Genomic DNA, 12,119 nt, shown 5'->3' with positions numbered 1-12,119 from the left:
TTAAAGAATAGGGTAAACCCAATGGGCCTTATTGAGTCCTCCAAGGCTCGTGGCACATTAATGGGTAATCGCGGCGTACTGCATAATTCCAAAAAAGAGATCCGGCGTCAGTTCAAAAATCTGGCCTGGATTACCTGCCTATTGGAGTTCAAAGGACGAAAAAGGGAACTGATGTCTCCAGGCGGATACACAGAACTATTTTTCCTGGATGAGGTTACTGCATTTGCGGCTGGCCATCGTCCCTGTGCGGAATGCCGGAGGGCTCGCTATAACGAATTCCGCGATGCCTGGAGTACTGCGAATAACTGGTCGGGGACTTCCAAAGTCCGTGCTCCCGAGATGGACAAGGTGCTGCACCAGGAGCGCATCGAGAACGGGCAGAAGGTCACTTGGATAGGCAAGCTGGCTGATCTTCCACATGGTGCGATGTTTCAGGTGGATTCAGAAGGCTATGCCGTTTGCGAGGATCGAGTACTGGCCTGGAGCTTTGAGGGCTACCGCGAGGCATCAATTGAAGGGCTCCCGGAAATGGTGGATGTTCTGACGCCGCAATCAGTAGTGAAGACTTTTGCGGCAGGCTTCAGGCCAGAATTTCATTACAACGCGAGGAATTTGGGTTGATCGGTAATTATCCGGAGTGGGGTCCCGACGGCCATTGTTTGAACTCCATTCACGGACCATGATGCGGGAACCGACAAATCCAAAAAAAATCAGGACGATCCCATGCTCCAATCCCCCCTGGCCCAACCCCTGAAACTCCCTTGCGGCGCCGTCTTACCCAACCGAATCGCCAAGGCTGCGATGACCGAAGGGCTGTCAGACGACTATTTACATGCCACCCACCGCCACGAAACGCTCTATCGCCGCTGGTCCGACGGCGGTGCCGGACTGCTGATCACCGGCAACGTGATGATTGACCACCGGGTACTGGAGCGGCCGGGCAACGTGGCCATCGATCCGGCGCCGGCGGAGGGCGAGCCGGAGGGTATGGCGCAACTGCGTGCGTGGGCTAAAGCCGGTACCCGCAACGGCAACCATTTGTGGATGCAGATCTCCCATGCCGGTCGCCAGTCGCCGCGCTACGTTACTTCGCGGCCGATGGGGCCCTCTGCGGTCCAGCTGTCCTTGATGGGGAACTATGCCCGTCCGCGTGCGTTGACGGAGCCGGAGATCCTCGATTTTATCCAGCGCTTTGCCAACGTTGCGCGGATTGCCAAGGATGCGGGCTTCACCGGTGTTCAGGTGCATGGGGCGCACGGCTATCTGTTGTCGTCGTTTCTTTCGCCAGTGACCAATCAGCGGACGGATCGCTGGGGCGGTTCTCTGGAGAATCGCGCCCGGTTCCTGCTGGAAGTGGTCCGGGCGACTCGGGCGGCCGTGGGGCCGGAGTTTCCGGTGGCGGTCAAACTGAATTCTGACGATTTCCGCAAGGGCGGGTTCACCCTGGACGAGAGTGTGAAGGTGGTCCGCTGGCTCAACGAGGAGGGGATTGATCTGCTGGAGGTGTCCGGCGGCACCTATGAACAGCCCCGTCTGCTTGGTTACAGCGGTGATGCAGAAACCGCGAGCGAGGGGCCGGCCGTGCGGGAAAGCACCCGCAAGCGGGAGGCCTATTTCCTGGATTATGCCCAGAAGATTCGTGAAGTCTGCGATTGCCCGCTGATGGTCACGGGCGGATTTCGCACGCGGACGTTTATGGAAGAGGTAGTCGCCAACGGTGAGACCGATGTGATTGGCCTGGGCCGCCCGCTCTGCACGGATCCGGACACGCCCAGGGATCTGCTCGAGGGGCGCATCGACAAGACGGTTTGCCACGAGGATCACATCAAGCTCGCCCAGTCCGGCTTGTTCTCGCCGGCCAGTCCGCTGATGCCGCTCAAGGTGATTAATGTGCTGGGTGGCCAGGCCTGGTATTACCAGCAGATTTTCCGGCTCGCGGATAATGAGGAGGCTGATCCGGATCTGGGAATCCTCAAGGCCGTCGGTGCTTACCTGAAGGATGAACTCACCCGGGCCCGGCGGGTGACAAAAGCCCGCCGGCGGCGCAAGGCTGGCGGTGAATACTTGCGCCCGAAACTTTGAGAAACTTTTCATGGTTAGCCCATGGATTCGAAACAACTCGCCCAAGGGCTTCCTCTTGAGAGCGCTGTGATAGAATTAGTCAGAGTTTGTCTTGGTGGAGGCATGTGTTATGGAAATACAATCACTTACCGTATCTGAGCGCATCATTCTTGCAGAAGCGCTGTGGGACAGCGTGGTTGCGGAAGGCTCCGAAATTGAACTTACAGAGGCCCAGAAGCTGGAACTGGACCGGCGATTGAAAGCCTTCGAGTTAGATCAGGATCGAGGCGCTCCGTGGGCCGATGTCAAAGCTAGGATATTGTCAAAGTAATGGCTTACACCCTCACACTCCGAAAAGATCCTGCGTCCTGGTTCGACCGGGCATAGGCAACCCAATCTTTGATCCCTGTGGCACGAAAGTCGCCACGATGGTTCTTGCAGCTCGAATACACAGTCTCCCAGTTCACATCGTCGTACATGTAAACCAAAGCAATGCCCACACACATATGCACCGCGCGGCGGAACCGGGCACCAAGGCCATTGGTCCGGAAATTGGCATTTGTGTTTGTGTATGGGCGGATGAGCGAGTTGTTTTCGGGGCTTTCCGCCTGAGCGACCTGAACTGGATACAGGGCGTTGGGCCGTTTGCCGGAGCTATTAGGTGGGTCGGGCAATCCAGTTAACCACCGTTCTGTGAACCATGTTTACTGGAAGGAACTCTTGTTCCAGCCGGCCACGGTCCGACTGACGCAGCAGGTGGTAAAGCCCGGCTTCGCTCTCGGTCAGTCCTGGCGGGACGATAGCAGGTGCTGGCAGTGGTTCCTCAACAGCACTTTCATCGGCAAACCTTTCAAAGGTGGCCCTGTCCATAAGCAAGGGTGTTAGCTTCGGGAGATGCTCTCTGGCACGGCCAAGCATGGTCAGACCCCAGGTGTCCAGGTCACCCCAGTAGGCCACGGCTTTGTTGGATAGCCAGCTTGCCTGCAACCAGGACAGGTTGAGGCCGGATCCGAGCACCGCGATGGTATCGGGCACGGAGGGCAGCTGGTGAAGGCTACGTTCGTTTTCTACCAGGATCAGGCGCTGGCCTGGCAATGGGGTGCTTTGCAGTTCATACGCCCGGACCCGAATCTGTGAGAAGGGCAGCAGTGAGCCATCCAGATCCGCGATCAGTAGCCAGTGGTGGCCCTCGTCCTCGGCGCCCAGGAAGGTTTCCAGTCCGGTTTCGCTGGTCCGGCCGTCGAACAGGATATCCAGCATCAGGGTGACCAGCAGGTGATTACGTTCGAAGAATTTGCTGTCGGTACCGGCGACAGAAAGCGCCCTGAGGGGCTTTCCATTGGCGCAGCCCGGCTGGAGCTGAAGAGCCACTTCACCGCTCAGGATGACGTCACGCTCTGGTTTATCCATGACCAGGCTACGCCGGCGTACAATCAGTGAGTGAAAGCGCGGGTCCAGGGCAGAGGCGAGGCGATTGAGCGTATCGTATTCCCGCTTGATGTCACTGCTGCCGGTGGCCTTTACCCACTGGCTGGGAGACTCCAGCCTCCAGTTGGAGGGAATGTTGATGGCTTCGCTGGTGCTTTGAAAGCGGACAGGCTGCCACTGGACTTGCCCGATCGTAACCTCCCGCCATTGCTGGAGGTGTTTGCGAACCTCTCCGACCTGATCCCTTACCACGGTGCCAGTGGGCTTTCCGATTGTAAGGGTCAATGGCCAGCTCTCCGGCCTGAGCAGGCGTTGCTCGCGCAGGTCTGCATTCTGCCATTGCCGGGCCAGGCGACTTGCCAGTTCATCCGGAGATTTCATGGGCTTTCCGGGCTATTTTTTCGGCGTGGGCTTCTAGCTCTTCCCAGCTCAGTGAAGTAAGGGTGGCGCGCAGGTCTTTGCGGTGCACCAGGATGGCCGAGCGGGTATGAGCCCGCAGCAGCCGCATCTCTTTGTTGGGTGTGACGAACAGTGGGTGCAGGCCAAATTCGTTGAGGGCCGAGATGATGCGACCTGCTACCGCGTGGGAGCTTTTGGAGAATGCCTCGTCCAGCACGATGGTGCCAAACAGCGGCTGGGTGGCGCCGTCCGGGCAAAGGGCGTAGCTCAGGGAGGCAGTGAGGATATAGCTGGCGATGATTTCTTTTTCGCCACCGCTGCCGCCCTGGGAGCCGGTGCGGGTTTCGATCACCGTGCCGGAATCCCTATCAAGAACCGAGACCTCGAACTGCAGTCGGTAGCGTGGGTCCAGCAAGGCCCGAGCACCTACGGTGCGTTTGTTGTCTGCGGCATCCCGCAGCAAGGCTACCATGTTCTGCAGGGCCTTGAAGTGGCTTTCGCCCTGGTCGTCTTTCAGGGCGTCAGCGCGGAGCTGTCTCTGGGCCCGCTCCAGGGTCCGGAGGGATTCGTGGGTAACCCTGCGTGGCTCCAGGCGCAGGTACCGGCCCTGCTGGAAGTCGACCCGCCGCAGGGTGGCGTTCAGGTCGGAGATACGTTCCTCAATGATGGCTACCTGGTTCTGGATATGGGCCAGCAACTGGGTGACCCCCTGATCCGATGACTGGTTCAGGTAACTGAGGAAACGCTCGAGTTTCTGGGGGAGTGCCTCTTCTTCCAGCACCCGCAGGCGTTCGAGGTATTCGGGAATGTCCCGGATATCGCTGCCGGTTTCCGCGAGCGCTCCGGTATCGATGGTGCGGGCTTCTCCCATCAGTCGGGTCAGGTTGAGCTCGTAACCCTGAATCTGTTTGCCCAGTTTGCCGATGGCCCTATCCAGCTGTTCGCGCTGGTCCCGCTCCAGGGCTTCCAGACGTTCGTACTGGTCTGCTGCCGGGGCGCGGAAGTGTCCGGCGGCCAGTGTTTGCTGGTCGTCTGTCAGGCCCTCGCCAATCCGGTCCAACAGTTCCGTGCATGTCCGAGCGGCCTGGTTGCGTTTTTCTTCAAGCAAGGCATTGGCGGTCTTTTGTTCTGAAAGCCTGTTTTGACTCTGTTCAAGCTCCTTCCGGACGGACTCAAACTCCCGCCGGGCTTTCTCAACATCCGAGTCCGGAGCAGTCAGCGCCTCCATCCGGTTTTGAAGGGCATCCAGTTCTCGCTGTGCGCTGGGCAGGTCGATGGTGCTGAATTCGGTTTCGCCAAGGAGCTCGTAAAGCCTTATCTGGTCCTGGGTGTCCTTCAGGTTTCTGCGGGCTGTTTTGAGTTGCTGCTCCAGGGTGTCCGCTTCCTGGCGGGTTTCTGTCAGCTCGTTGTTAAGGGCAGCGAGACGGTCACGATTGTTGAACCCGGTCATCCAGCCCTTGTCGAGCCGCTGGTTGTCCCGTTTTTCGAAATAGCCCTTCTTGCCAGACATGAGGCCTTGTTGCGTCATGCCTTGGGGGGTCTGGCGCAGGGTTTCCGGAGAACCCACGCAGTGCCGGTCGATTCCGGCCAGCAGGTGTTTCAGGGCTTCCCGGTGAGGATGGTCCTTGAAATTCAGCTTGCGGGTGAAGCCGTCGTCCATGAACCGGGCCGGGGCCTGGGGTGTCTGGGCCTCCAGAAGTCGCACGTGAAGCCGGTTGTCACGGCTGTTTACTCTGTCCAGGGCGGATTGCATTGCCGCCGGGGGCACCAGCAGGCGCAAACGGTGCCCGCCAATGGCCCGTTCGATCGCGCCGCGCCAGTCGCGTTCTTCGGCTTTGACTTCCACCAGTTCTGCCACGAAGGGCAGGCTCTGCTCGTCCAGGTTCAGCGCCCGGGCCAGTTCGCTGCGGAACTCCTGGTAACGCCCGTCGATGTTGGAACCCGGGCGGGCCTTGATGCGATCGATTTCTTCACTGAGTTCGGCCAGCGTTTCATTGAGCTTGCCGTAACGGATGCGCAGGTCCAGCAGGGATTTGTCCTGCGTGTCTGCGAGTTCGGACAATTCACGCAGCTTTGTCTCGGCGAGCTGGCGGTTCCGGGCCAGAGCCTCGGGGGCCAGTGTGCTGTCCAAATCAAGTTTGCCAGTCAGGGTTTGATAATCCCTGGCGTGGCGGTCTCGTTCTTCCACCCAGCGCTTCTGTTGGGAAATCTGCTCTTTGAGTTGTTCAATGCTGGCGCCGCCGGCCTGCAGGTAGATATCTTTCAGGGTGTCGGCTTTGCTGTTCAGTTCCTGGACGGTCTCATCTAATGAGTGGAGGGCTTTTCGGCCCTCGTCGAGCTGCTTTTCAAGTTCCTGTTTCCGGCTGTTCCATAGCTCGTAACCGGTTTGGGCAAACCACACTGGCAGAATTTCTTTCAGGGCCAGTTGCTGGTCCAGCTCGGTAGCGACGGCCTGGTGTTTTTCATGGGTTTCCGCAATGGGCAAGAGCGATTGGTGCTGTTTGCGGGCGGTTTCCAGTTCGCTGTGAATGGCGGCCAGGTCGTCGAACTCACTGGCTACTTCAGCGGCTCGGTCGAATGCAGAGTGGTCGTCCAGCACCAGTTCCCGGAAGATTTCGTCAATGCTGTTGAGTTGTTTCAGGCCCGCGGCGCGGTTGAGCAGAGTGAAGGCATTTTCCCCCACTTCGAAAAAGCGACGTACCTGGGCCAAATAAGCTTTCTTGCTGTCGTTGGCCTGCAATCCCGGGTTATCCCTTGCGTGCTGTTTAAGCTCCCGGGCCCCGCCCTCATGGTGGATGGCCAGCCAGGTATCCAGGCTCTGGTCATCCCGTTCGGAGAACAGCCACAGGCGCTTGAGGTCGCTGGCGGCGGAGCTGCTGCCGTCTATCCAGAACAACGCACCGATGCGAATGGCCTCGTCACCGTTGGAGAAGCGGGCGCTCACAGCGGTAACGGTTTTGCCGGGGCGGGCAATGTGGCTGTTATCGCCGCTGTTGTTACCGGCACCGGATACGCCCCGGATGTAGGAGATGAGGTCACGGTCGCTTTCATGGCCCCCGGTGGAGGCCAGGTTATACCGGGGCTGATGGGTGAGCAAGGTCATCAGCGCATCTACCAGAGTCGTTTTGCCGCTGCCGGTGGGGCCGATGATAGCGGTGCCTTTGGGGTCGATCTCGGCACAGTGCCGACCGCCGAAGGGCCCCCAGTTGTACAGGTCCAGGTGGGTCAGAATATAGGCCGTGGGCGGAAGAAGTTCAGTGGCAAAGAGGTCGGTCTGGGATTGGCTCATAGATCCTCTCCGTCAGCTTCTTCCGGGGCGGATTGGCCGGCCATGCGCCGGAAATGGTGCAACAGGTTCTGCAGGTTTTCAGGGTTTGCCAGATGGGTGATGATCGGGCGTATGACAACCTGGTCATTGCCGTCGATGTCCGAGACAATGCCGTGGTTTTTCAGGTTGTCCAGCAGGCTGCGCAGGCGCTTCTGGTCGCGGGTGTCGCTGCCGGTGTCGCCCAGGTACAGCTGTAGTTGAGGCAGTAATTCATCCAGTTCTACTGTAGCCTCACCGGCTCCGATCCCGGCTTCCTGTTCGTGGGCGATGAAGTGCTGTCGCAGTATGGCGACCAGCAGGGACTGTTCCATGGTTAGGCGCTGGCGGCGAACCAGGGGGTGGGACCACTCGTCATCCTTTTCTTCACCTTCTGTGAATAGCTGTTCAGAGACCACCAGAAAGGCCAGCCCGCGCACGTCATCCACCTTCAGGCGCAGGTCGAGCGGCTCCAGGATCTGGTCGATGGCGGCGGTCTGGGTAATGGCGACCTGGTAGAGATTGGGCTTCCGGTCCGCTTCAAGCAGTCCGTATTTCAGCAGCTCCTGGGTGGTGGCTTTCACATTGGCGGGCGTGTAGTGGCCAGCCTCTGTCAGCGGCCGTTGCTGGTCTGCATCGTCCGGGGCCTCTGATGTTTGTTGCGGTTCTTCCGTAGCTTGTTCGTTATCGGCCTGGCGTGTCAGGCGGTCAAAATAGTCAGACATGCGGCTTTACAGCTCCCAGTCGATGGATTCTGCGTCTTGTAGGGTCAGCATCAGTTGCGGCACGTGGAAGCGCAGCCGCTGGCCATTGCTGTCGGTAATGTCGACGGCTTCCCGGTCTTCAGTGATCTCCACTTCCGCCTCACGGGCCATCGCCAGCCAGAGGGCAATGGTTTCCAGGTCATGGGTGGGCGGCAAATGAGTGGCCAGGTCGCCAATGGTCATGGGACGGTCGGTGACTTTCAGCAGCTCCACCGTTTCCTGATACAGGGCTTCCCGGTCGAGACCATCAAAAGCACGCCAGAAGTCTTCATCGACTTCTTCCAGATTTACGCTCTGGTCGGTCAACTCCAGACTTTGTTCCTGTTCTTCGGTGGCCGATTTGAATCTCAGTCGTTCAACTAGTGGCAGGCTGGAAACCGCCACGGCAACCGGTGGCAGGGGAGTCTCGCTTTTGCGGACCCTGTGGCTGGACCAGTCAATGTCGAGCGCAGCATTCAGTATGCTGCTGAGCAGTTCGCCGACCCTGTGGTTCTCGGCGGCCAGGCCCGTTTTCAGGAAGCCTTTGACGTCTTTTTCGCTACGAGCCCTTGCCCTTATTACGGCAGCGGACTCCTGAATCAGCCGGATGACCAGCCAGCGCAATTCATCCTGCTGCTGCCGGGACAGGGCGTGGCGGGTGGCCGGATTTTTCAGGATAGTCCGCAGCCGGTGTTTCATATTGTCCAGCTCGGTGGACCGGCTGAGTTGCTCGTTGAAGTTGTGGAAGACCTTGCCTTCGGCGGTTTCCAGCAGGGTGTCGTGACCATCCAGCAAGCGGTCAACGATTTCGCCCCGGTGATGCTGTTCGCTGACGATGGACTGGCGCAACTGCCGGTCAGCCTCCCGGTAGGAGTCCTCCACCCGGCGGAAGTCGGCCCGCAGGCTGGTGGCAAGATTGTAAACTTCGCGAATGCCTTCTGCCGCTTCGGCACCTGCCAGCACTTTGAATCGACCGGCTTCCACTTCAGCCAATTCGCGCTCCAGGTCTTTTATCTTGCGGCGTATATGGTCGGCGCGGCTTTGGGCATTCGGATTCAGGCGGGTTTCCAGGTTTTCGATTTCCCGCTGCACAGTGGCCAGGCGTGAGGCCGTGGACGTCATGATTTTTTCATCGAGGCCCTCAACAAAGGCAAGGGCCTTTTGCAGGGCATCGGTGGCCATCAGGCGGCCGTCCCGCTCAACAATCAGCCCTTTGCGAATCCAGGAGCGCAGCTCTTTTCTGGCATCGGCGGCCGGGTCGTCAGTGGATAGCTCGAGGTCATCGCTGTTGGCGTGCTCCCGCAGGATATCCGTCAGCATTTGCTGGGCATCCTCGAACAGGATTTCTTCCCGGTTCTGCTCCATTAACGCCTGCAGGCAGCTGAGCACCAGGGGGCCTCTGGTGGCTGAAAGCAGCTTCCAGGCCGGATGCTGGTGTCGGGCGACCAGGTAGGCGCGGGTTCTCAGGTGGGTTTGTTCGTCCATGGGCAATCGGAAGTACCATCTGAAAAGGTTGGGCGAGAATGATAACCCCTATAGTAATGGTGGGGCGGTTCCCGCTACAACGGAATAGTCACAAGCACACCCGGGCTCTACTTTGCAGGCTCCGGTTTCGGATACCCCGTGTCTCGTTAATCTGGCATTTGTGGTAAATTCCGCCGCCCGTTCAATCCTTTCAACCGGAGCCTATGATGTCCAGCGGGCAAACCACGTTCTTCCGTCCCCTTCTGCAGTTGGGTCTGATTCCCCAGATCATGCTCGGCATCATTGCCGGGGTAGCACTGGCACTGCTTTCTCCTGAAACCGCCAAATCGTTTTCGCTACTCGGTCAGTTGTTTATTTCAGCACTCAAGGCCGTCGCGCCTATCCTTGTGTTTGTGCTGGTGGCCGCCGCTATTGCGGCCCATGAAAAAGGTCAGCCAACGCATATCCGCGGCGTACTGGTGCTATACGTAGTTGGTACGCTCATCGCTGCACTGGTCGCGGTTGTTGCCAGCTTTCTGTTCCCGACGGAACTGACGCTGGACCTGCCGGAAGTCACTGGTGAGCCCCCCGGGAGCATCACCGAAATCCTGAGAGACCTGTTGCTCAGCATGGTGGCCAATCCGGTAACGGCGTTAATGGAAGGCAACTTTATTGCCATTCTGGCCTGGGCTGTGGGGCTCGGATTCATGCTTCGCCAGGCCAGTGATGCCACCAGCAAGGTGTTGAAAGACCTATCAGATGCGGTTTCCGATATTGTCCATATTGTGATTCGCTTTGCCCCTCTCGGTATTCTGGGACTGGTCGCCAATACATTGGCCGAGACCGGCGTTGGCGCCTTGCTGGAGTATGGTCAGCTTCTGGGCGTAATCGTGGGTTGTATGCTGTTCGTGGCGCTGGTGACCAACCCGCTGATTGTTTTCCTGAAAACCCGCCAGAATCCTTTCCCGCTGGTTTTTGCCTGCCTTCGGGGCAGTGCCGTCACAGCCTTCTTTACCCGCAGTTCTGCCGCTAATATCCCGGTTAACATGGAGCTGTGCGAGCAATTGGAACTGGACCCCGATACCTACTCCATTTCTATTCCGCTGGGTGCCACCATCAACATGGCTGGCGCGGCCATCACCATTTCTGTGATCACCCTGGCCGCGGCGAATACGCTCGGCATCCCCGTGGATTTCGCTACCGCCATGTTGCTGTGCGTGGTGTCAGCTCTTGCAGCTTGCGGGGTGTCAGGTGTTGCGGGCGGGTCTTTGCTGTTGATTCCGCTCGCGACCAGCCTGTTCGGTATTTCAACGGAAGTGGCCATGCAGGTGGTGGCCATTGGCTTTGTGATCAGCGTGGTTCAGGATTCCACGGAAACCGCCCTGAACTCATCCACCGATGTTTTGTTCACCGCAGCCGCCTGTCGCGCGGCCGAGCAAAAAGAGGGGTAACCAGTCGATGGCTCGAAACCTGGTCTTTATCGGTATGCCCGGCAGCGGCAAAAGCACCGTCGGAGTGCTGGTCGCCAAGCGACTGGGGCTGGGCTTCGTGGATACCGACCTGCTCATCCAGCAGGAAGCGGGACGCACATTGCAGGAGATCGTGGACCAGAACGGCTACCAGGCGTTACGGAAAATCGAGGAGCAGGTGTTGCTGAACCTGACCATCGAGAACCACGTTATAAGTACCGGCGGCAGCGCGGTATACAGTGATGTAGCCATGCGCCACCTGAAAAGCAACGGAACCGTGGTTTTCCTGGATATCCCGCTGGACGTGGTGATCGAACGTATTGGCGACTACAGCCTGCGGGGCATTTCGCGCCGACCGGATCAGTCGCTGGCCGAGTTGTTTGACGAGCGTTTTGCGCTGTATTCCCGTTATGCAGATGTAACGGTGAAAGGGGCTGGCCTCACTCACGATGAGGTGTGTGAGGCGGTGCTTTCGGCGGTGAGTTAAGACATGAGGAGCTACATCGCGCGCGCAAACACCTTGAACGGCAACGCCTTGATCACGTAGCTCAGCGGCGTCCACGGCCACCAGGGCACGTAGGCGCGGCGTTTTTCCTTGTCGATGGCGCTCACCAGCGCGGCGACGCCCGTCTCCAGATCCACCCGGAAGGGGGCGTTTTTGGTGCTGCGGTTGATGTCGGTGAGGATGTAGCCGGGCATGATGTTGGTGACCCGGATGGGGGTGCCTTCAGTGTCCAGCTGCAGGCCTTCGGCCAGTGAGGCCACGGCGGCTTTGGTGGCGGCGTAGACGTTCATGGCGCCCCGGAAGCCGCGCACGCCACTGACGGAGGAAATCAGCACCAGGTGGCCCGCGTTCTGGGCCCGGAAAATCTCCATGGCGGCTTCGCACTGGGCGATCGCTGCGACGAAGTTGGTCTCTGCCGCCTGACGGTTGGATTCGAAGTGCCCCTGGCCAATGCCGTGGCTGCTCGCCATGCCGGCGTTGACCACGATGCGGTCGAGGCTGCCCAGCTCCTCTTTGAAGCTCTGAAATACCTCCGGCACCCGGTCGTAATCGCACACGTCCAGAGCCTGGATGACCACTCGGATGTTCGGGTAGCTCGTGGTCAGCTCATGCTGGAGCGCTTCCAGGTTCTCCTCGCGTCGGGCACACAGGGCCAGGTTGCAACCTTTGGCCGCCCACGCCCGGGCCATGCCCATGCCCAGACCACTGCTGGCTCCGGTAATCAGGATGTTACGTCGCATTCTCCA

General features: G+C 59.1%; 10 protein-coding genes. 5 read left to right on the top strand and 5 right to left on the bottom strand.

Translation table 11 applies throughout. The features are described from left to right. Positions 1-21: 21 nt before the first annotated feature. The 3 genes from BM254_RS12790 (at position 22) to BM254_RS12780 (ending at position 2,392) form a co-directional block, all read left to right on the top strand. Entirely contained in the window at positions 22-621 is a 600-nt protein-coding gene (locus tag BM254_RS12790) for a hypothetical protein (protein ID WP_217647756.1), read from the top strand. Between the two features lie 102 nt (positions 622-723). Then, positions 724-2,082: an NADH:flavin oxidoreductase/NADH oxidase family protein gene (locus BM254_RS12785; protein WP_092004226.1), complete on the top strand. Its 1,359-nt coding sequence runs from the start codon at positions 724-726 to the stop codon at positions 2,080-2,082. Between the two features lie 109 nt (positions 2,083-2,191). Continuing rightward, positions 2,192-2,392, top strand: a complete 201-nt coding sequence (locus BM254_RS12780) for an addiction module protein (protein ID WP_092004222.1) — start codon at positions 2,192-2,194, stop codon at positions 2,390-2,392. Between the two features lie 326 nt (positions 2,393-2,718). On the opposite strand, the gene BM254_RS12775 is transcribed toward BM254_RS12780, so the two are convergent. The 4 genes from BM254_RS12775 to BM254_RS12760 are packed head-to-tail and all read right to left on the bottom strand — an operon-like array spanning position 2,719 to position 9,420. Next, a complete protein-coding gene (locus BM254_RS12775; protein WP_092004219.1) occupies positions 2,719-3,870 on the bottom strand; it encodes a Wadjet anti-phage system protein JetD domain-containing protein in 1,152 nt (383 codons plus the stop codon). Continuing rightward, the gene (locus tag BM254_RS12770) at positions 3,854-7,177 is read right to left on the bottom strand and encodes an ATP-binding protein (protein ID WP_092004216.1); all 3,324 of its coding nucleotides are present in this window, start codon (positions 7,175-7,177) and stop codon (positions 3,854-3,856) included. The genes BM254_RS12775 and BM254_RS12770 overlap by 17 nt, the downstream gene beginning before the upstream one ends. Then, positions 7,174-7,917: a DUF4194 domain-containing protein gene (locus BM254_RS12765; RefSeq protein ID WP_092004212.1), complete on the bottom strand. Its 744-nt coding sequence runs from the start codon at positions 7,915-7,917 to the stop codon at positions 7,174-7,176. The genes BM254_RS12770 and BM254_RS12765 overlap by 4 nt, the downstream gene beginning before the upstream one ends. Before the next feature lie 6 nt (positions 7,918-7,923). Then, the gene (locus tag BM254_RS12760) at positions 7,924-9,420 is read right to left on the bottom strand and encodes a DUF3375 domain-containing protein (protein WP_092004209.1); all 1,497 of its coding nucleotides are present in this window, start codon (positions 9,418-9,420) and stop codon (positions 7,924-7,926) included. Between the two features lie 206 nt (positions 9,421-9,626). On the opposite strand from BM254_RS12760, the gene sstT reads away from it, so the two are divergent. Both sstT and BM254_RS12750 read left to right on the top strand, forming a co-directional pair. Next, entirely contained in the window at positions 9,627-10,850 is a 1,224-nt protein-coding gene (gene sstT / locus BM254_RS12755) for a serine/threonine transporter SstT (protein ID WP_092004206.1), read from the top strand. Between the two features lie 7 nt (positions 10,851-10,857). Then, positions 10,858-11,355, top strand: coding sequence for a shikimate kinase (locus BM254_RS12750; RefSeq protein WP_092004204.1), 498 nt, complete (start codon positions 10,858-10,860; stop codon positions 11,353-11,355). 11 nt (positions 11,356-11,366) lie between these two features. Here BM254_RS12750 and BM254_RS12745 read toward each other — a convergent pair whose 3' ends face one another. Next, complete coding sequence (locus BM254_RS12745; protein ID WP_092004201.1) at positions 11,367-12,113, bottom strand: SDR family oxidoreductase; 747 nt, start codon at positions 12,111-12,113, stop codon at positions 11,367-11,369. Positions 12,114-12,119 lie beyond the last annotated feature (6 nt).

This window comes from Marinobacter pelagius, assembly GCF_900114925.1.
Taxonomy (GTDB): Bacteria; Pseudomonadota; Gammaproteobacteria; order Pseudomonadales; family Oleiphilaceae; genus Marinobacter; species Marinobacter pelagius.
The sequence above is the reverse complement of the archived record's forward strand: the minus strand, read 5'-3'. Positions and strand labels throughout refer to the sequence as shown.

What these genes read in the sequence shown, in the direction of transcription:
- BM254_RS12785 (WP_092004226.1), top strand. Translation starts at nt 724, where the DNA reads ATGCTCCAATCCCCCCTGGCCCAACCCCTGAAACTCCCTTGCGGCGCC.
- BM254_RS12750 (WP_092004204.1), top strand. Translation starts at nt 10,858, where the DNA reads ATGGCTCGAAACCTGGTCTTTATCGGTATGCCCGGCAGCGGCAAAAGC.
- BM254_RS12760 (WP_092004209.1), bottom strand. Translation starts at nt 9,420, where the DNA reads ATGGACGAACAAACCCACCTGAGAACCCGCGCCTACCTGGTCGCCCGA.
- sstT (WP_092004206.1), top strand. Translation starts at nt 9,627, where the DNA reads ATGTCCAGCGGGCAAACCACGTTCTTCCGTCCCCTTCTGCAGTTGGGT.
- BM254_RS12765 (WP_092004212.1), bottom strand. Translation starts at nt 7,917, where the DNA reads ATGTCTGACTATTTTGACCGCCTGACACGCCAGGCCGATAACGAACAA.
- BM254_RS12790 (WP_217647756.1), top strand. Translation starts at nt 22, where the DNA reads ATGGGCCTTATTGAGTCCTCCAAGGCTCGTGGCACATTAATGGGTAAT.
- BM254_RS12780 (WP_092004222.1), top strand. Translation starts at nt 2,192, where the DNA reads ATGGAAATACAATCACTTACCGTATCTGAGCGCATCATTCTTGCAGAA.
- BM254_RS12775 (WP_092004219.1), bottom strand. Translation starts at nt 3,870, where the DNA reads ATGAAATCTCCGGATGAACTGGCAAGTCGCCTGGCCCGGCAATGGCAG.
- BM254_RS12770 (WP_092004216.1), bottom strand. Translation starts at nt 7,177, where the DNA reads ATGAGCCAATCCCAGACCGACCTCTTTGCCACTGAACTTCTTCCGCCC.
- BM254_RS12745 (WP_092004201.1), bottom strand. Translation starts at nt 12,113, where the DNA reads ATGCGACGTAACATCCTGATTACCGGAGCCAGCAGTGGTCTGGGCATG.